At 29.9% G+C, this 19,951-nt stretch carries 21 protein-coding genes; 5 read left to right on the top strand and 16 right to left on the bottom strand.

Annotation, left to right across the window (positions count from 1 at the left end):
- The first annotated feature begins 485 nt into the window (after positions 1 to 485).
- The 3 genes from KPL44_RS12850 (at position 486) to KPL44_RS12860 (ending at position 2,550) form a co-directional block, all read left to right on the top strand.
- Positions 486 to 1,232: an ABC transporter ATP-binding protein gene (locus tag KPL44_RS12850; RefSeq protein ID WP_253201766.1), complete on the top strand. Its 747-nt coding sequence runs from the start codon at positions 486 to 488 to the stop codon at positions 1,230 to 1,232.
- Positions 1,213 to 2,013 carry an ABC transporter permease gene (locus KPL44_RS12855; protein WP_216250845.1) on the top strand — a complete coding sequence of 267 codons (801 nt, stop codon included), beginning with the start codon at positions 1,213 to 1,215 and terminating at the stop codon, positions 2,011 to 2,013. The genes KPL44_RS12850 and KPL44_RS12855 overlap by 20 nt, the downstream gene beginning before the upstream one ends.
- 180 nt (positions 2,014 to 2,193) lie before the next feature.
- Positions 2,194 to 2,550, top strand: coding sequence for a tetratricopeptide repeat protein (locus KPL44_RS12860; protein WP_216250848.1), 357 nt, complete (start codon positions 2,194 to 2,196; stop codon positions 2,548 to 2,550).
- Between the two features lie 35 nt (positions 2,551 to 2,585).
- On the opposite strand, the gene KPL44_RS12865 is transcribed toward KPL44_RS12860, so the two are convergent.
- The 3 genes from KPL44_RS12865 to KPL44_RS12875 all read right to left on the bottom strand — a co-directional run bounded on the left by KPL44_RS12865 (position 2,586) and on the right by KPL44_RS12875 (position 5,976).
- Positions 2,586 to 3,734 carry a transglutaminase domain-containing protein gene (locus tag KPL44_RS12865; RefSeq protein WP_253201755.1) on the bottom strand — a complete coding sequence of 383 codons (1,149 nt, stop codon included), beginning with the start codon at positions 3,732 to 3,734 and terminating at the stop codon, positions 2,586 to 2,588.
- A gap of 113 nt (positions 3,735 to 3,847) precedes the next feature.
- A complete protein-coding gene (gene recX / locus KPL44_RS12870) occupies positions 3,848 to 4,723 on the bottom strand; it encodes a recombination regulator RecX (RefSeq protein ID WP_216250854.1) in 876 nt (291 codons plus the stop codon).
- Positions 4,724 to 4,725: 2 nt separating this feature from the next.
- Positions 4,726 to 5,976 carry a M16 family metallopeptidase gene (locus KPL44_RS12875; protein ID WP_253201756.1) on the bottom strand — a complete coding sequence of 417 codons (1,251 nt, stop codon included), beginning with the start codon at positions 5,974 to 5,976 and terminating at the stop codon, positions 4,726 to 4,728.
- Between the two features lie 319 nt (positions 5,977 to 6,295).
- Between KPL44_RS12875 and KPL44_RS12880 the strand changes: the two genes are divergently transcribed.
- Complete coding sequence (locus KPL44_RS12880) at positions 6,296 to 6,820, top strand: QueT transporter family protein (protein ID WP_369700372.1); 525 nt, start codon at positions 6,296 to 6,298, stop codon at positions 6,818 to 6,820.
- A gap of 114 nt (positions 6,821 to 6,934) precedes the next feature.
- The gene (locus KPL44_RS12885) at positions 6,935 to 8,506 is read left to right on the top strand and encodes a DEAD/DEAH box helicase (RefSeq protein ID WP_216106903.1); all 1,572 of its coding nucleotides are present in this window, start codon (positions 6,935 to 6,937) and stop codon (positions 8,504 to 8,506) included.
- Between the two features lie 228 nt (positions 8,507 to 8,734).
- On the opposite strand, the gene KPL44_RS12890 is transcribed toward KPL44_RS12885, so the two are convergent.
- The 13 genes from KPL44_RS12890 to KPL44_RS12950 all read right to left on the bottom strand — a co-directional run bounded on the left by KPL44_RS12890 (position 8,735) and on the right by KPL44_RS12950 (position 19,915).
- A complete protein-coding gene (locus KPL44_RS12890; protein WP_216250857.1) occupies positions 8,735 to 9,445 on the bottom strand; it encodes an MgtC/SapB family protein in 711 nt (236 codons plus the stop codon).
- A gap of 37 nt (positions 9,446 to 9,482) precedes the next feature.
- Positions 9,483 to 10,004 carry a UPF0158 family protein gene (locus KPL44_RS12895; protein ID WP_216250861.1) on the bottom strand — a complete coding sequence of 174 codons (522 nt, stop codon included), beginning with the start codon at positions 10,002 to 10,004 and terminating at the stop codon, positions 9,483 to 9,485.
- An 86-nt stretch (positions 10,005 to 10,090) separates the two neighbouring features.
- On the bottom strand, positions 10,091 to 10,333 hold the full coding sequence (locus KPL44_RS12900; protein ID WP_216250864.1) for a DUF1292 domain-containing protein: 243 nt from the start codon (positions 10,331 to 10,333) through the stop codon (positions 10,091 to 10,093).
- Positions 10,334 to 10,418: 85 nt separating this feature from the next.
- On the bottom strand, positions 10,419 to 11,408 hold the full coding sequence (locus tag KPL44_RS12905) for a biotin--[acetyl-CoA-carboxylase] ligase (RefSeq protein WP_216250866.1): 990 nt from the start codon (positions 11,406 to 11,408) through the stop codon (positions 10,419 to 10,421).
- Positions 11,409 to 11,462: 54 nt separating this feature from the next.
- The gene (locus KPL44_RS12910) at positions 11,463 to 12,332 is read right to left on the bottom strand and encodes a radical SAM protein (RefSeq protein WP_216251092.1); all 870 of its coding nucleotides are present in this window, start codon (positions 12,330 to 12,332) and stop codon (positions 11,463 to 11,465) included.
- 447 nt (positions 12,333 to 12,779) lie between these two features.
- Entirely contained in the window at positions 12,780 to 13,409 is a 630-nt protein-coding gene (locus tag KPL44_RS12915) for an HDIG domain-containing metalloprotein (RefSeq protein ID WP_216250869.1), read from the bottom strand.
- 141 nt (positions 13,410 to 13,550) lie between these two features.
- Positions 13,551 to 13,727 carry a hypothetical protein gene (locus tag KPL44_RS12920; protein ID WP_216250872.1) on the bottom strand — a complete coding sequence of 59 codons (177 nt, stop codon included), beginning with the start codon at positions 13,725 to 13,727 and terminating at the stop codon, positions 13,551 to 13,553.
- Positions 13,728 to 13,795: 68 nt separating this feature from the next.
- Positions 13,796 to 14,026, bottom strand: coding sequence for a DUF1292 domain-containing protein (locus KPL44_RS12925; protein ID WP_216250875.1), 231 nt, complete (start codon positions 14,024 to 14,026; stop codon positions 13,796 to 13,798).
- 148 nt (positions 14,027 to 14,174) lie between these two features.
- A complete protein-coding gene (locus tag KPL44_RS12930; protein ID WP_216250880.1) occupies positions 14,175 to 15,533 on the bottom strand; it encodes a CCA tRNA nucleotidyltransferase in 1,359 nt (452 codons plus the stop codon).
- Between the two features lie 14 nt (positions 15,534 to 15,547).
- On the bottom strand, positions 15,548 to 16,417 hold the full coding sequence (locus tag KPL44_RS12935; RefSeq protein ID WP_216250882.1) for a DUF6414 family protein: 870 nt from the start codon (positions 16,415 to 16,417) through the stop codon (positions 15,548 to 15,550).
- Positions 16,418 to 16,564: 147 nt separating this feature from the next.
- Positions 16,565 to 17,770, bottom strand: coding sequence for a Y-family DNA polymerase (locus KPL44_RS12940; protein WP_216250885.1), 1,206 nt, complete (start codon positions 17,768 to 17,770; stop codon positions 16,565 to 16,567).
- Positions 17,771 to 17,887: 117 nt separating this feature from the next.
- The gene (ptsP, locus tag KPL44_RS12945) at positions 17,888 to 19,597 is read right to left on the bottom strand and encodes a phosphoenolpyruvate--protein phosphotransferase (protein WP_216250887.1); all 1,710 of its coding nucleotides are present in this window, start codon (positions 19,595 to 19,597) and stop codon (positions 17,888 to 17,890) included.
- A 54-nt stretch (positions 19,598 to 19,651) separates the two neighbouring features.
- A complete protein-coding gene (locus KPL44_RS12950; RefSeq protein ID WP_216122897.1) occupies positions 19,652 to 19,915 on the bottom strand; it encodes an HPr family phosphocarrier protein in 264 nt (87 codons plus the stop codon).
- Positions 19,916 to 19,951: the final 36 nt, after the last annotated feature.

Below are 19,951 nucleotides of genomic sequence, written 5' to 3' on the forward strand. Positions count from 1 at the left end.
TCGCAAGTTCGATTTATTTTTGTTTCTAAAATCTATTATATATATTTATGCGTCTTGATATAAACCCATTATTTTTGAAAATTTTTCTTTCATATATCCTATTTTTAGTTTATATATTTTTATTCTTCAAAAACATAATTTATTCTCAAAATCGCAACTTATTAGCATATTCTTTCCATTAATTATATCATTCTAATATTTATTTTACATATCAACAAGGTTTAAAAAAAATTATTAGACTAGTATATAACATTATAACTCAATAAATATGATATTTTCAACCTATTTTTACTTAATTACTTTAGAAACTAATGTCAATTATCTTTTATTCCTATAAGAATATCTAATAACCACAATTTTGATTTAATAGTATTTATCGTCATCTTATAAAATGTTCATTAACAATACAATATGAGCTCTCATATACTAAACTATAACTTTGAGGGGATGATAAAGTGATTAAAGTAGAAATTAATAATATATGTATGAATTACCACTCCTTAACTGCAGAAACTCATGCTTTAGCAGATATCTCCTTTGGTGTACAAGAAGGTCACTTTTTAAGTATTGTAGGACCTTCTGGTTGCGGAAAATCTACGCTATTAAATATAATAGCAGGCTTAATTTCTCCGTCATCTGGGGAAATTAAAATTAATAGTAGCGCTGATAGCGTAAGTTTTTTAAAAATCGGATATATGTTTCAAAAGGATCAATTGTTCGACTGGCTAACTATATGGGACAATGTACTGCTAGGCCTTAAAATTAACCATTCTATTACAGTTGCCAATAAGGAATTAGTAAAAAGACTTCTAATAAGTTATAATCTCTGGGAATTTAGAGACCATCATCCTAGAGAATTATCTGGAGGCATGAGGCAAAGGGTTGCTTTAATTAGAACCTTAGCTTTAAGTCCTGAATTACTTCTTTTAGATGAACCTTTTTCAGCTTTAGACTATCAAACTAGATTAAACATTAGTGATGAGGTTTCTGAAATTATAAAAAAAGAGAAAAAGACCACAATAATGGTAACACATGACATTGCAGAAGCCATCGCTATGTCAGATGAAATTATTATCCTTTCTAAACGACCTGCTGTAATTGTTAAACACATGACACTAGAATTTGGTGAAAACTTTTCTTATCCATTAAAACGTAGAGAAGCTCCAAATTTCAGTATTTACTTCAATGAAATTTGGAAGGAGTTGAATAATAATGCTGATTCAAAGCGATGAACAGAAAAAATATATTAAAGACGTAAAAAGAAAAAAATACATTATTATTTTTACAAGGATAATAATATTAATAACATTTTTTAGTCTTTGGGAAATAGCCGGCAGACTCAAATGGATAGATTCATTTCTAACAAGTACACCCTCGAAAATGTTTACATCGTTTATACAAGTATATAATGAAGGAACACTTTTAACTCATATCTCTGTAACATGTTTTGAAACCATAACAGGTTTTTTACTTGGAACAATTTTAGGCGCCCTTATCGCAGTATTATTGTGGTGGTCCGATTTTGTATCCAAAGTTTTAGACCCATATTTAATTGTATTGAACGCTTTGCCTAAAGTAGCCCTTGCACCTATTATTATATTTTGGGTAGGCAATGGTATAAAAGCAATAATAGTAATTGCTCTTTTAATATCAATAGTTGTAACTATAATAAGTATCCTAGGTGGTTTTAGAGAAGTTGATGAAGATAAGATAAAACTTTTAAAGACATTTGGTGCCTCGAAACTTCAAATATTAATTACTCTAATTATTCCTGCTTCTATTCCTACTCTCATTTCTGCACTTAAAATAAACGTAGGGCTATCATGGGTTGGTGTAATTATGGGTGAATTCTTAGTAGCTAAAGAAGGTTTAGGTTTTTTAATAATTTATGGTGGTCAAGTTTCCGAGCTAGATATGGTAATGATGAGTATAGTAATACTCGCAATATTAGCTTACCTTATGTATGAGGTGGTAGCATTTATTGAAAGAAAAGTGGTTTTTAAAAACAAATGAAATTTTACTTATAATGAATATAAATTAAAACCCTTGGACAGTATTTATATTGAATAACCAATTCAATGAAGTACTGTCCATATTAGTCTCATTTAAATTAATAGTGATCTAATATTAAATTTAAATGAGATTTAGGATAACTAATTTGTAATTCTTTTATGAATCATAAGGAGGGTAATAATGGAATACTTTCAAAAGGCTAACGATATTTACAATACTAAAGATTATAATAGAGCAATATCTCTATATAAGAAAGCTGCTGAGATGAAAGATAATGAGGCTGGCGCGCTTTATAATAGTGCAGTATGTTTTATTCACTTAAAAAAATATGAAGATGCAATCCCTTTATTCCATGCTGCTATATCACTGCGCCGTGAAAGCAAATACTTTTTCAACTTAGCTTACTGTTATGCGATGTGTTTTAACAAACCAAAAGCATTATATTATTTCAATACCGCTTGGTCACTAAATAATGATGATGAAGATTGTGAAAAGGCTATTAATTTATTATTAAAAAGTTATAAAAAAACCCCCTAATTTCAGAGAAAACTCCCTGATTTCAGGGTTTTTTTTTACCACTCTCCAGCTATGCTCTCTTGCTTATGATCTATAGTAAATCTCTTAGTATCAAAATAGTCTCCTCCTATTAAAAATGTAGGATCTACATTAATCCATTTATTCTCTCCTGCTATATATACTTGATTCCAAGCATGACTGACCCAATTACTTCCATTAAAGCCTTGACCAGTTATAATTCTAACCTTTATATTGTTAGCTCTGCACATAGCGACGTATAGACATGCATAATCGAAACATATCCCACTTTTAGAATTAAAAGTTGGAATGGCCCCCGATGTCATTTGTGTATCATTATTTAATACTCTATTTGCTTTTTCATCGCTATAAACTATTTCACTACCTACCCATTTATATATAGCCCTCGCTTTATCCTTTGTTCCACTTTTACTTTGAACCAAGTTAATTGCGAACTTGTTTATCTCATCATTAGACTTAACTCCTTGCTCTAGTGTAATACCATTGTAATAAATTATGCCCTTATGCTTGTTGTTTTGTACATTAGTCTCAGATGTAGAAGGATCTTTCACAACTATGGTAAAGGAATTATTAACAATATTAGGAAGTTTTTTCGCAAGTTTCGAATTAGTAAGAGGAATGACTACTTCCTTTGATATATAATTATATGCTTGTGATTCTTCCAGATATTTATTGTATGTATCCGCTACATTGAGAAGTGACATAAAATTCAATACAAAAGTAATAACAATTACATAAGAAATTGCCTTAGGAACTTGAAATATTGCACCAACAATTCTATTAAATAAAATACTCTTTTTCTTTAGCTTATTCTCTATAGTATCAAATAAAGGATAAATAGTAATATGAGCAATAATATTAACAACAAAAGTTATGATGCTGTAAATTATCATTATCAAAAGTGGCATAAGTAATATATAAATTACCAATGGATTACTATTAATAAATTCTATAGCCTTTGGCGGTATATTTTTATATATATTTGCATAAATACCTTCATCATGTTGAATAAATATTTTTTTAGTGTAATAAATACCTAGACACAAAGAAAACAAAAAAGAGAAGCTTTGAAACACGCCTTCAATAGATCCTTTTAAATATTCCGATGAAAACTTAGATATAAAACCTCTAATTATTGGGTATATAAATAATAATAGCAAAATCATACTTACGGGTTGCCTAAACAATACTATCACCTGCTTTAATTCGTATCATCTTTTTCCTCCGACTTATTATATTTTGAGGATGAGATAAACTAAAGTTATAATTCACCTCATATCTATTCATCTTCCACACCGTTAATCAAATTTCTTAATACTTTTTTGATTTGTTCCCACCTAAAACCACGCCTTAAAAGATAATCGTAAAGCCTTTTGTATATTTTTCTCTTATCAGTCTCTGACTTAATTAATATATTGTACCTTTTACTAGCTAGTTCATACAATTTATTATAATCTTGCGCGGATGTATCTTCATAGTTCTCACCTTTGGACAAAGGTATCCCTTCTACAAGGTCATCATCCTTGTCATCACTCGCGATTTCATCCATAACTTTTCTGATTAGTTCGTAATCATATCCACTACGGGCTAAATAATCTGATGTTTTTTTGTATAGTTTTTGGTGGTCTTTTTCACTCTTAGCTAATGTTACAATCTTTTTATTTGCTAACTTCAAAGCTGTTTCCATTAGCTGTTCACTAGTTATTTTATTAAGTTCTTCATTAATCAATTCTTTTGGTAGAAATTTTTTTAATAAGGCAAATTTAATCTTATTTTTACCACAAGATCTAATTTTCTCTTTTATATATAACTTAATAAATAGACTATCATCAATAAAATCATACTGCCTTAAAAAGTCCATTACCCGTTCTATGGTTTTAACATCAAATTCTTTCATCGTTAATTTATCTATTACTTGCTTTGTTGACTTAAAACTTCTTTCTAAAAAGTGAAGTGCACAAGTTTTTCCTTTTATATAATTATCTTCATTAACTATATTTTCAAGGCTCTTCTTGTCCATGTCTCTACCCTTACTTATATTATGAATATAAACAAGCTGAGCATCACATGCAAAAGCATACTCCCCATCCATATAGATGTTAACTCTAGCCTTGTTCTTCTTTTGGAATTCAATTTTTGTAATAAGACTACTCAATATTAGCCTCTCTTTTCTGGCAAAAATATGTGAATAGTTGGTTTTTGTAATACTTTTCTAGAAACATTATATAAATCCTCACTTTTAATATTTCCCATATTTTTCATATCGTCAGTAAATTGATATATATCTTCATTATCCATAGCCTGATGAAGTACATAATTCGAAAGATCCGTAGAATCCTCAAGTGTTGATGCAATGGCAGTTTTCATTATTTTTTTCATTAAAGATATTGTATTATCATCAAAAATTATTTTCTCAGTTTCGATGTCTTTAATTACAGTATCAATTACATTGATTGCCTCATCAACATTTTTTTCTGATACCGAGGTATAAATATAAAGTGTTTTAACATTATTGGAAGTATCTAAATGAGTATAAACATCATAAGACAATCCTCTTTTCTCGCGAAGTTCTCTAAATAATATGGAATTAGAACTTTCACCAAACTTAAAATTTAATATTCTAAGTGCTAGTTCCTCGTCTTTAGATAATCCATTAAATGTATACAAATAAAGTATTGTACTTTGCTCAATTTCTTTTTTATATGATATTTTTTTTATAAATTGTTGTTTTTCAGTCACTATTTTTTTCTTTTCAAATTTGTTCTTAGTCCATTTACCAAAACACTTACTTACAATATTTATTATGTCCTCATGTTCAAATGGGGATACAATAGATATAAAAGAATTGTTCGGCAAATAATATTTATTATAAAACTTAACAAGTTGCTCCCTGGTAACATTTTTTATAATATCTTCATTTCCAATAGTATCTTCCCTAAGCGGACTATATTTAAACGCAATTTCATTAACTTTTTGAAAACTTAAGTCTTCAATGTCATCATTAATTGTTCTAATTTCAGATAATATAACGCCTCGTTCCTTTTCAATCTCACCAATTGGAAAAGTAGAGTTTAAAAGCATATCCCCCATGAGTGTTATAGCATTCTCTAATTCCTCATTTAAAATCGTAGCACTATATACTGTAGAATTAAAATCAGTATAAGCATTATATTCTCCACCTAAATTTTCTAAATCACTGTTTAGCTTCTCATTTGTTCTAACCTGCGTACCTTTGAACAGCATATGTTCAATAAAGTGCGCTATTCCTTTTTCATCTTTTTCTTCAAAAAGCGAACCTATATTTACTCCAGCATGAACTGCTGATATTTGACTGTCCTTTTTAATAGTAATAAGTTTTATACCATTGATTAGCTCTGTTTGTTTTGTGTTGAAAATTTCTTTAATCATCATATTCTCCTTTAACCGAAAACTATATTATTAATTATCATCTTAAAATACAATATTAATACATTCAAGAGGTAATTTACACCTTAACTTTCAAAATAATTTACTTACATTTAAGTAAAACGTATATGTTGTTTAACTATATCATACTTTTAACTACTTTAAACTATATTCTTAACCAATTTAGAGCACATTTTTTTGTGAATTATAGCAAAAGCTATTGACTAATTAGGATTTATATACTAGAATTAAAGTTCGAGTCAAATACTCATAGACAGTTCGCAACCATCCTGTCTTAAACTAAAACTATGGAGGCACAAAATTGAATATTAAATTAAATGAAGGAACTATGTCTGTAAAAATAAGAAAAATCGTTTTTGCAGCAATGGTGGCTGCTATTTATGCGGCTTTAACTCTAAGCTTATCGTTTTTCAGCTTTGGAGTTATTCAATATCGCGTAGCTGAAGGGCTTACTATCCTACCTTACTTCGCATCCTTTTCTATTCCAGGATTGCTAATAGGTTGTATAGTTTCTAATATTATAAGTCCACTAGGTATTATGGATATGGTTTTCGGTTCCCTTGCAACACTTATATCCGCAATTTTAACTTACTATATTGGTAAGAGCAAACTAAAGTTTAAAAAAATACTTGCTCCATTACCAGCTGTGCTAGTAAATGCCTTTGTTATAGGCATACTGTTAAAGCTTTTATATGTCAAGGACATGCCCCTTTTACTTTGTATGCTGCAAGTTGCATGGGGAGAATTAGTCTGCTGTTATGGAATTGGATTACCTCTTATTTATATTATTGAAAAGAACTCAATTTTGAGGAGTTTTTTAAAGTAATAATGAAAAGCAATTTAATTTTGTTTTTTTAGTTTAATATTTATTGTTTTGTATAGAAAATTGTAATAATAGATGTATTTGATACTTTATGAGAAGAAAGAGGAATTTTAATTAATGGAAAAAATTAAATTTGATGAATTAGGACTAAACGAATCTGTACTACACGCTATACAGGATTTAAAATTTGAATACCCATCTGATATCCAAGAAAAAGCTATTCCAGTAGTACTTGCTGGCTTTGATATCATAGGTCAGGCTCAAACAGGAACTGGTAAAACATTAGCATTTGGTGCACCCATTTTAAGTAGAATGGAAAAATCAAATGGTAAAGTTCAAGCAATAATAATGTCTCCAACAAGAGAACTTGCTGTTCAAGTTGCTGAAGAACTTTCTCGAATTGCAAAACATGAAAGAATTAAGATATTACCAATCTATGGTGGTCAATCTATCGATAGACAAATATCCGCTCTAAAAAGAGGAGTAGATATTGTAGTTGGAACTCCAGGAAGATTACTAGACCATATTAGAAAAGGCACTTTAAAACTTGCAAATGCTAAGTTTCTTGTTTTAGATGAAGCTGACGAAATGTTAAACATGGGCTTTATTGAAGATATTGAAAGTATTATAAGTAATTTAAGTTCAGATAGACAGACTTTACTTTTCTCAGCTACTATGCCAAGAGCTATTAAAATATTGTCAAAGAAATATATGCATCCAGAAACAAAAATTATTGCTATAGAAAAGAAATCTTTAACAGTTTCTACTATAAAGCAATTTTATTATGAAGTAAATAATAAAAACAAATTTGAATCATTATGTAGAATTCTTGATGTTGATGCTCCTAAAACTTGTATACTATTCTGTAAAACTAAAAAAGGTGTAGATGAGTTAGTTGATGCATTACAACCTAGAGGTTATACTGTAGAAGGTATGCACGGAGACATGAAACAAAGCCAAAGAATGAACACTCTTAAGAAATTCAAAGAAGGTAATTTAAACTTCTTAATTGCAACTGATGTAGCTGCAAGAGGAATCGATGTTGAGGATGTTACTCATGTAATAAATTATGATTTACCACAAGATAGCGAATCATATATACATAGAATTGGTAGAACTGGTAGAGCAGGTAAAGAAGGTACAGCATATAATCTTATAACAAGACGTGAATTATCAGCTATAAGACAAATTGAACGTGATACTAAAAGTGTAATTAACAAAAAAACTGTACCTACTATAACAGATATTTTTGCTGCTAAATCAGATACTATTATAGATCAAATAAAATTAGTTCTAAAAGAAAATTTGTATGAAAACTTTCTTCCACTAGGACAAAATCTTATTTCAGAATTTGGTGATGAAGATGTAGCTGCTTCTTTAATAAAAATTATTTTTGATAAAGAAGTTAACTATAACTATGCAGATGATTCTACAACAACAACATCTGATACTGTTAGACTATTCTTATCTATAGGAAGAATGGATGAAGTTATGACTAAGGATATTATCGCTTTCTTATGTGAAACTGCTAATATTAACAAAACTGAACTTGGCCGTATTGACATCTTAGATAAATTTTCTTTCTTAGATGTACCTTCAAACTTAGTTGATGCTATTTTAAATAATAGTTCAGGTAAGAGATTAAATAGCAGAAAAGTAAATATTGAAGTTGCTAAATCTAGAAGATAATTCTAACAAAACAAAAAGAGTACCTATTATGGGTACTCTTTTTGTTTTGTTAATTTTATACACAATATTTTTATATATTGTATGTTACCCCCCTCTCTAACATACAATATATAAGGGGTGATAACTATGAACAAATTCAAAAAACTACTTTTTACTTTAACCTATATCTTATTGATTGAGATATGTCTAATATATTTTATTTATAAATGAAAATATTAAAATCCTTATTTACATTATTTCAGCTTTATAGATTTCCTCAAAAGCACATAATTTTTGCACAATACCACTACTCTTAATATATCTTGGCGCTAAAATTGTATACATCGTTGTACTGTACTTTGAAGTTTCATTTTCATCTTCTTCATCATCAATCACAAATTCTATATTCTTAACCTTTATGCTAACACTGTCAAAATATTTTTCTAACTTTTCCACCATGTCTTTTTTATTAACATATTGAATTTCCAATTTTAGAACATTAGTATTTTTAAAAAGCTTAGTTTCGAAAGTCTTAAGAAATACTAATACTATAAAAACACATACAGTTGATAATATCGTTAAAGTATAATACCCCAGTCCAATTGCAAGGCCTATACAAGCAACTGTCCATATGCTTGCTGCCGTAGTAAGTCCTTTTATTGATCCCTTATCATGTATAATAGTACCTGCCCCTAAAAAGCCTACCCCTGTTATAACTTGTGCTCCCAGTCTTCCAATATCTACTTTCATAGCCGATTGGAGCTCTGGATGTTGCAAAATCATATTCGTTGTTTCTTGAATAGAGTATAATTGTATCATTGAAGTAATTGCCGCACCTAGACATACTAATATATGTGTTCTAAACCCAGCTGGTCTATTTTTAAACTCTCTCTCATACCCAATTAAACCACCGACTAAAACTGCAAGCGCAAGCCTTATTGCTACTTGATATACTAACATGTACCTACCCCCATAAATCCATTGATAACATTATAATTCAACTCAAATATTTTAATTCAATACGATTTGATTTTAACCACTCTATAACAAATTCATTTATACAATGGTCCTCATATTTATAATACTCATCTGTAGTGCATTCATCGTCTTCGCATCCATCAATTGTATTTTGTTTATCCATTAGAATATGTTTAAATTTTTTTGTAGGCTCATTGCTTTTTAATGCCTCCGTTAATTCTAATTTCAAATCAGAATTACTGATTTTAGTTTTAACATATTCCTTCATAGCTTTTATATAAAAATCCTCATCTATTAGTGGAGTAATTAAATACCTATTTGCCTTATCCTCATTAATAAGTATTGCAACACTAACAAATTCTTTTAACCAATTATCAAAGGTATTTTCCTCTAATGTCCCATTTTCTAACGCTAAACTTACTTCTGTGGGAATATATATAACCTCACCAGTAACCGAATCTAGATAACTTTTCCCTAAATTATCATCAACATGCGAAATTGTTTCTATAAGTGCTTCCATATCAACCGCAACGTAATTCAAAACTTTTCCTCCTCGAATTGTACAATAATTATTTAATGTTTACAATAAAAAGCCAATAAACCCAAATGGTCTATTGGCCTATTTACTTATTCTTCAAATGTTGATTCATATTCTTCTAATACTTTTGCGAATTCTTCCTCATCTTCTACTGCAATATATTGTTCTTTATCGTCTACTAATTCTATTTTATAGACGAAAGCATCATCTTCTTCTCCTACTGGAGCGAGCAGTGCATATTTATTTTCATCTAATTCAATAATTTCAATTATTTCAAAATCAACCTTTTCTCCATCTTCATCTAGCATTGTAATAACTTTATTTTCTTCCATGACAATTCCCCTTTCAAACTTAATAAACACATTATACCGTTAACCTCGCCAACATGTCCATATAAAAATATAGATTTAAATTATTTTAATCACTATATCCATCCATTCCTCTAATAGATACTTCTCCTGATACAATATACTCAACATTGCCACTAGAATTCTCAACAACTAATTCACCTTTATCACTTATATCAATTGCTTTAGCTATCGTTACTTTCCCTCTATTTATTAATTGAATTTCTTTACCTATAAGTACAGAATTTTTTCTACATATCTCTAAAGTTTCTTTTATACTATCATTTTCTACAAAATCATTATATAACTCTTCAAATATATTTAAAATGCTAGCAAGAAGTAGCTTCCTATCCATAAGTTTACCACTTTCAATCTTAATTGACGTAGCCACATCTTTTAAATCAGTTGTAATATCTTCTTTTTCTAGATTTACATTGATTCCAATTCCCATAACTAAGTAATTTACATGATCTATTTCTCCGCTCATTTCTGTTAATATACCACATACCTTTTTACTATTAAGAATTATATCATTAGGCCATTTAATACTTGTTTTAACCCCCATTTCCATAATAGCTTTTTGAACAGCAGCTGCTCCAAGAAGAGTTATCTTTGATATATTTTCCGTAAGTATATCAGGTCTAAGTATAATTGACATCCATATACCCTTATACTTTGGTGATAAAAAATTTCGGCCTAGCCTTCCACGTCCTAATGTTTGTTCTTCGCTTATAATAACTGAGCCATGTTCTTGTCCCATTTCCGCAAGCTCTTTGGCCTTAGTGTTTGTCGACCCTATAGAATTACAGTAAATAATATTTTTGCCTATACACTCTGTATTTAGATGATTTTTAATTTCCTCAAAGGTTAGTATATCAGGTGATGAGATTATTCTATAACCCTTCCTTGAAATAGCTTCAACTTCGTAACCATCCTCTTTAATAACCTTTATATGTTTCCAAATAGCCGCACGACTGACTCCTAAAACCTCACTAATTTTTTGACCCGACACAAAATTATTTCCACTGGCCTTAAGTAATTCAAGAATTTTTTCTTTCATAATATCAACACCTTTTTTATTTTGTAATATAGCTAGGAATGTGCTTTCAGTTTATTATAATCTCCTATATTCCTCTTGTTTATATCCATGTTTACCTTTAAGTGTTATATCAATATCCGAAAGTAACTTATCTTTATCAACTGGTAACGTTCCAGAAAGTGATACATAATTTGAAGCATGATTACTTCTAAAAATACAATTAGTAACTTCTACATTTTCAAGAAATTCTCTTAACTCCTGAACTACTTCTTCCGAAGTTAATACATGGAAGATATCATTTTGTATATCTTTATAAATAGATGTTCCGCTTTCTAACATTAAAGTCAAAAACCCAACATAATCTGGGTTTATAGCACTTATAAGTTTCGCCGACTCTATAGCATTCTCACTGATTTTTTCTCTTCCACCTATACCCGAAATCAGAGTAGTTGATAATTTTATACCGCTTTCCTTAACCTTTCTACCTGCCATAATCAAATTTTGGGCAGTTACACCTTTGTTTATACTCTTTAATATTTCATTACTTCCAGATTCAACTCCAAGATACAAAATACCAATTCCCAGAGCCTTAAGCAAACTAAGATCCTCTACTGACTTTGCTAAAATATCATTAGGCGTAGCATAAACCCCCACTCTCTCACATCCTGGAAACAACTCTTTAATCTTTAATAAAATTATTTTTAATTCACTAGTTTTAAGAACTAAAGCATCCCCATCTGCTAGAAATATTCTTTTAACCACACCATAATCTAACTTAGCCTGCTCAAGATCAGCCATAATCTCTTTTAATTCACGTACCCTAAACCTCTTATCTTTATACATCCCGCAAAAAGTACATCCATTATGTGAACACCCAATAGTAACCTGTACAATAAGACTATAAGCCTCACTAGGCGGTCTATACACTATCCCCTCATACTCCACTAAACTCATCTCCCAATCTTTCAAATTACCCCCTATAGCCTAAAAGGCTATAGTTCTTTTAAAATATCCTGATAATTCCCTTCCATTCTCTCATACCCAAAGCATCCATTTCTTCCACAACTATCCCCATAGCCTAAAAGGCTATGGTTCTTTTGAAGCATCCTGATAATCTTGTTAATTCCAATAGTATACTAATAACATAATACTTCGGCAATAAGTGTATATATTGTGTAAACAGCAATTGAACAAACCTTAGTAATTCTTAATTTATTTTATTTATATCTGCGTAAGAAAATCGCATGTTTGAGCGAAGCGAGTTTGCGGTTTTTAGCAGATTTAAATAAAATAAATTTTAGAATTACAAGGTGAAGCGAATGCTGTTCTAACAATATATACACTTATGGTAGAAGGCACCATATCCTAGGAAGCTATAGAAACTTATGTAGATTACTTAGAAGACAACAACTGCGCTTCACACTTTTTAATGAAAGATTTGATGTTCTCTTTTTCCTCGGAGATTTTAGTGTCATTCATCTCACCTCTGCCAAGTCTATCACACTCCGATAACAAAGCAATTTCTTTAATAGATATATCTGCAGCCATTTCTTTAATATTTCCAAATGGTAAGTTTTTTGTTACAAAAAGAGTTTGCATATGCCATCTAACTAAAGCTGTCACCTGATTAATTAGTGCTTCATTATTTGTAAGTGCACAAAGGAACTCTCTGCTAAGATTCGCACCAACTTTATCATGATCATATGATGTTATCTTTCCTTTTTTAACTTTTGTAGTAGGTGCTTTCCCTAAATCATGTAATAAAGCAGCCCACATAAAAGCAATAGGATTCTCACTAATTTCTTTTCTCTTTGCAGCATTATCTATAACTAACATTGTATGTTTCCATACATTTCCTTCAGGATGGTGAACTGGTGATTGTGGAGTCTCAATCAGATTTCTCAATAATGTATACGGATATAGTGTGTAAATATCTTTATTATTTATAATTTCATCAAAATATAAAGACGGATTTTTATCCTCCATTAGATGTTTTTGAAATTCTTCAAACATTTTAACCATACACTAATTCCTTTCTGTTTATTATTTTATTTCATAATTTTTTATTGTTATAACAAAAGAGCAAGTTATCTTATCTAAACTATATACTATTTTAGTTTAGATAACAAACGCTTGCTCTTTTTATTAATATCACTTTATTAGTTATTCTGACTTGTTTCCGCCATACTCACTTTTATTAGTTGTAAAAACACTATCATTGTATGCACTTTCCTCAATGGATTGAATAATTTGATTTTTAGAATGCGGATTTTTGGATTTTGTGTCTTTGTTAATATAATTACGGGAATTATCCTTACTAACTTGTTCACGACTCTTCATACAGAACCTCCTAATTACTTATTATTATAGATTTAAAAAACACAAATCATCCCTTATATACTGCGATATTAATGCTCGCTATACTTCTTTAATACTTTTTTAAACTCATCACCCTGACCTATTGATTTATATTCTACTTCGCCATTAACTACAACTGACTTATAAGCATATGCCTCATCTGAATCTTTAGGTCCAACTATTACATAATCAGTTCCATCCATTTTAATAGCATCAATTAGTTCTAAATCAACTTTTTCTCCATTTTCATTTAGCACAGTAATTATTTCATTAGTTTTCATAAACAAACCTTCTCTCATGTAATTAAACATTTATTTCTACGTGCAATCTTATTTTGTTCCTAATTTAATGTTTTATACCATCTATTTTTGCGCAAAAAAGTATATATTACTCGTATTGCAATACGCGTAATATATACTTTTTTCATTTTTATTTTATATACTTATCATAAATTATAGATAAAAGTTTATCTTTAGTATTAAGCTCCGAATTTTCTAATACTATGTTTAAAAGAAATTTTAGCATAACACCTATTTGAGTTCCTGGCTTAATAGAAAATTCACTCATTAAATCTTTACCGTTTACTGCTAGTTCTTTTATAGATAATGGAGCCTTAGATTCTATTATAGCTATAGTTTGTTTCTCCACTTCATTAATTTCATCTAATCTAATTTGAGGAAACCGCGACCCTAAAGCATCTGCTCTTTGAAGCGTAAAGAGGTCAAATACTATTTTAGTGCTAACTCTATTAATAAGACGTTTTACAGAAATCTCTGTTGGCTTTGTAAGTACATTCATATGCTCTTTCACTAAAATTTCAATTTCAGTTATACTCTCATTATCAAATTTAAATCTTCTAAGTATTTGACCTGCTATTTTAACTCCCTTTCTATCATGGTCATAAAAATGTCCTATCCCACTCACATCAATAGTAAAGCAATCTGGTTTAGCGATATCATGAAGTAATCCTGCCATTCTTATGTTAAGAACTGGTGGGCATTTTTCTACAACTACTAATATGTGTGAAAATATATCTTTGTCATGGTGAGGATTTCGCTGATTAAATCCTACTGTTAATTGAAGTTCTGGCAATATAATCTGCAATAATTTAGTTTCTTCAAGTAATTTAAAAGCTTTTGTAGTGTTATTAGATACTAACATTTTACATAGTTCATCTCTAATTCTTTCAGTACTTACATTTGATATAAGGTTACAATTCATTTTTATAGCAATCATGGTTTTTTCTTCTATATCAAAATCTAGTGAAGCTGCAAAACGAATAGCCCTAAGCATTCTTAGAGCATCTTCCTTAAATCTTTTATTAGGTTCTCCTACAGCTCTAATTATTTTGTTTTTCAAATCGGAAATACCGTCAAAACAATCTATAAGACCATCTTTCTCGTTGAACGCTAAAGCATTTATAGTAAAATCACGCCTTGCTAAATCTTCTTCTAAATTTGAAACAAAAGTAACACCACTCGGTCTTCTATTATCTAGATATTCACCATCTATTCTGTAAGTTGTAACCTCGTAGCCCTCTCCATTTACCATAACAGTAATAGTCCCATGTTTTAATCCCGTCGGAACAGTCTTATCAAAAATTTTAATTATCTCTTCTGGCAGGGCATTAGTAGTTATATCATAATCCTTAGGAACAGCTTTTCCGATTGTAGCATCACGTACACTACCCCCCACTATATAAGATTCATATCCATTATTTTTTAAAGTATCCAAAATTATTTTTACATCATTTGGTATAAACATAAGTCCTCCAATATTATTTCCCATTTATTTATTACAATTTAAATATACATTGCTATTGGTATAATCTCAATTACAGGTCCATCAATTACTAGATTGTTTGAATCATAATCGTTAATTAAAGTTGTATCTTTTAGAAACCTGTTTTTAAATTCTTTAAAATACTCCTCATTTAAATAATCAAAATAAGTTCCACTAAGCAAATCATTGTTATTTATTTCAGTTTTATTTTTATTTGGAATTCTTACCACCTTACCAAGAACAGTAATTTTCGCACCTTCAATATAATCTAAATTATCTGCCATATGTTTTATCTCCAGGGGCACTATAACCTTTGTATTACTATCACCAATATTACTACTAATAAACTTTATACATTTTTCAGTTTTGCAGACTTCCATATCATCTTTTAGAATTTTTAAGACTTGCCTTTTAACTTTATGTTCTTGACTTTCATCACCATTTTCTAGTGGCTCCGGTGAAAATGCTAACTGCATTTCCATAACTCTAATTATATCTTCTATATATTCTAATACTGGATTTTTATATAATTCGCAAGTGAACTGAACAAAATCAAATTCCTTAATATTTGCCACATCGCTCCCACTCGTGATGACCTTTAACATATTTTGCTCATTTAACATATTCTTTAATCTTGACAAAATCGTTATTACAATTGAAACTCTTTCTTCAATTTTCTGAGATGTAAATTCATTTAAAAATTGAACATTTAAGTCACCTTCCATTATTTTACCACAGGTAGCTTCATATAATGGTGTATTTGTACTAATCGTTAATAGCTTCCTTGTACTTTCACTTTTTATTTCAGCAAATTCCTCAATTACAACTGTATATAAATTATTTATCATATCTCCATTAGTATATAAAGGTATTAGTGCTCTGTTATCCATATTTTCATACCCCCATAAGTCATTGTTTTCAACACTGCAAAACTTTCAGTAATGCACTATAAAACAATACTCATAACTATTTTATATTACTTTTTACAATTTAGAACAATAACTTGTAATGGGATTCTTTATTTACAACTAAGTATACTATTTTTTCTTTAGTAATATTGATTTCATAACTGCAGTTTCGCCATATTTATTGCGCAAACTATCTATAGTTTTATCTATAACTCTTTTCTTTTCATCATTAGTATTATCAAGATCAAAAATTGATATTTGTTTAAAATTATCATCACATAAATTATTAAGAGAAACCCCCAGTAATCTTATGGGCTCACCTTTCCATAATTCATCAAAAAGAGTCCTTACTGTTTTTAGTATCTCCTGAGTTACATCCGTAGAGCTTTTTAAAGTAGTACTACGTGAATAATCAATGAATTCATTATTTCTTATAGTTACTGAAATAGAATAACAACACTTTTTTATATTTCTTAATCTACTAGCCGTGTGTTCAACTAATTCTAGCAATACTATATATGCTTCATTTTTATTTTTAATATCATTTGCCAGGGTTGTTGAATTATTTATTCCTTTTAACTCCTGCTTATTTGATCTTACCTCTCTATTATCTATGCCATTGGCATACTCCCACATCATTCTACCACTACTTTTAAAATGGTATTTCAAAAATTGAACATCGTACTTCGCTAAATCTCCTATAGTAAATATATTTAAATTATTAAGCCTTGGAACACTTCTACGCCCAACCATAAAAAGCTCTCCAACTGGAAGATGCCACAATTTTTTTTCTACTTCATTTTTATAAAGCGTATGCACTTTATCCGGTTTTTCAAAATCAGATGCCATTTTTGCTAGTAGCTTAACATCTGACATACCTATATTCACTGTAAACCCTAACTCTTTTTTTATCCTATCTTTAATATCATATGCAAGTCTTAGTGCTGCTTCTTTAGACGTATTATAACTTGTTACATCTAAATAACACTCATCTATAGAAAATTTCTCAATAAGTGGTGTATAGTCACCAAATATTTTTCTCATAGCCTTACTACAGCTTTCATATAACATAAAGTCAGGTGATACAACTACAAGGTTTATACATTTCTTTCTTGCAGTAAATAAGCTCTCCCCCGTTACTATTCCACTCCTTTTAGCTATCATAGATTTTGCAAGAACTACCCCCCTTCGCGACTGTTCATCTCCACCTATTACAGCAGCGATATCCCTCAGGTCTATCTTTCCTCCTTGCTTTAACTTATCTGTAGCACTCCAAGAAAGAAATGCCGAATTAACATCTATATGAAATATAAGTTTTTCGTTAAATTTAGTCATATAATCTCACCCTTTTTATAAAACTTCTATAAGAGATATTATATATATTTTTCATATAAAAAAGCAACCTATCCTTAATAAAGAATAGGTTGCTTTAGAATAATTAGTTAATATATCTTATGCTTTTATATTAGCCTTTATATAATCCTTTATTTCATCTGCATCACCAAATGTAAGTACTGGTTCTGATAGTTTTTCACATTCTTTAAAGCTAGAATTTGTAATAGTTTTACGTGCTCTTAATATTGAAGCTGCACTCATACTAAATTCATCTAGTCCAAATCCAAGAAGTACAGGAATAAGATTTGCGTCTCCTGCCATCTCACCACACATATTTACCGTTATTCCGGCTTTATGTCCATTATCTATTACTATTTTAATAAGTCTTAAAACAGCTGGATGATAAAAATCATATAAATATGATATTTTCTCGTTCATTCTATCTACTGCCAAAGTATATTGAATCAAATCATTAGTACCAATGCTGAAGAAATCTACTTCTTTAGCTAATACATCTGATATTATTGCAGCAGATGGTATTTCTATCATGATACCAACTTCAATCTTCTCATCAAAAGTTACTCCCTCAGACTTAAGCTCTTTTGTGCACTCCTCAAGTAATTTCTTAGCTGCTCTAAGCTCTTGAATATTACATATCATAGGGAACATGATTTTAAGCTTACCGAAGGCAGATGCTCTTACTAAAGCTCTTAATTGAGTTTTAAATATATCTGTTCTATCAAGGCAAAGTCTTATAGCTCTATATCCTAAGAATGGATTCATTTCCTCGTCCATAGGTAAGTAATCTAATTTTTTATCCCCACCTATATCTAATGTTCTTATAATAACAGGTTTTCCATTCATCTTTTCAAGAACTGATTTATATTCTACAAATTGTTCTTCTTCAGTTGGTAGAGCATCGTTTGCCATATATAAAAACTCAGTTCTAAATAATCCTATAGCTTCTGCTCCATTTTTAAGAACAGCTCCTAAATCTGCTGCTGACCCTATATTTGCAGCTATTTCAACTTTTTTGCCATCAGTTGTTATAGATGACATTGTCGCATATTTAAGTAATTGATGTTTAGATTCAATAAATTCTTCTCTTTTGATTTTATATTCATTCAAAGTTTTCTCGTCTGGTTTAATAATAACTAAACCTTCTTCTCCGTCTACGATAATTAAATCACCATCTTTAATTTGATGTATATCACTACCTGCACCCACAACTGCTGGTAATTCTAAAGAACGTGCAATAATAGATGTATGAGCAGTTCTTCCTCCTATTTCAGTTACAAAAGCTAAAACCTTTTCTTTATCAATCTGCGCCGTATCTGATGGAGTAAGGTCTCTTGCAACTAATATACATTCATCTTGAATGTCTGCAATAGACGCAACTTTTATTCCCATTAATATATTCATCACTCTTTTACTTACATCCCTAATATCTACTGCTCTTTCTTTCATATATTCATTATCCATATTTTCAAAAACAGCAGCTGTTTCTGTAGATACGGTTTGTAGTGAGTATTCAGCACTTACCATCTCATCATCAATTTTCTTTTGAATAGCACCTATAAATTCTGGATCTTCAAGCATACATAAATGTGCTTCGAATATTTCTGCTTTTTCATTTCCTAATTTTTCTTTTACACCTTCAACCATTTTTTCAAGCTCTGAAATTGCTTCTTTCAATGCATTATCAAACCTAGCGACCTCTCCCTTTGAATCGGAAACCTTGCTTTTCTTTACTTCGACTACTTCATCGCTAATAACTAATGCTTTTCCTATAGCTATTCCAAATGATACACCTACTGCTTTTAACATAATTTTACCCTCCAGTTATTCCTGTTTTATAATTTCAATTATAATTTTTTTCTACTAATTTGTAAGCCCTTGCTCGATAAGTTTCACCATAGCAACTGCAGCAGCTTCTTCATCCGCCCCACTTGCTTTTATTATAACTTCATCATCTTTAGCGGCTGCCATACACATTATAGCTACTATACTTTTTGCATTATACTCATTACCATCTTTTACTATAAGAACTTCTGATTTAAATTTTGAAGCCTCTTTAACTACTGATAATGCTGGTCTTGCATGTATTCCAGTTTCATTTTTTACCGTCGCCTTCTTTTCTATCATAATGTAACCACCTTTAACTTTTTAATTTTATTATCA

It is taken from the genome of Clostridium sp. DSM 17811 (assembly GCF_018861905.1).
Classification (GTDB): Bacteria; Bacillota; Clostridia; order Clostridiales; family Clostridiaceae; genus Clostridium_AD; species Clostridium_AD frigoriphilum.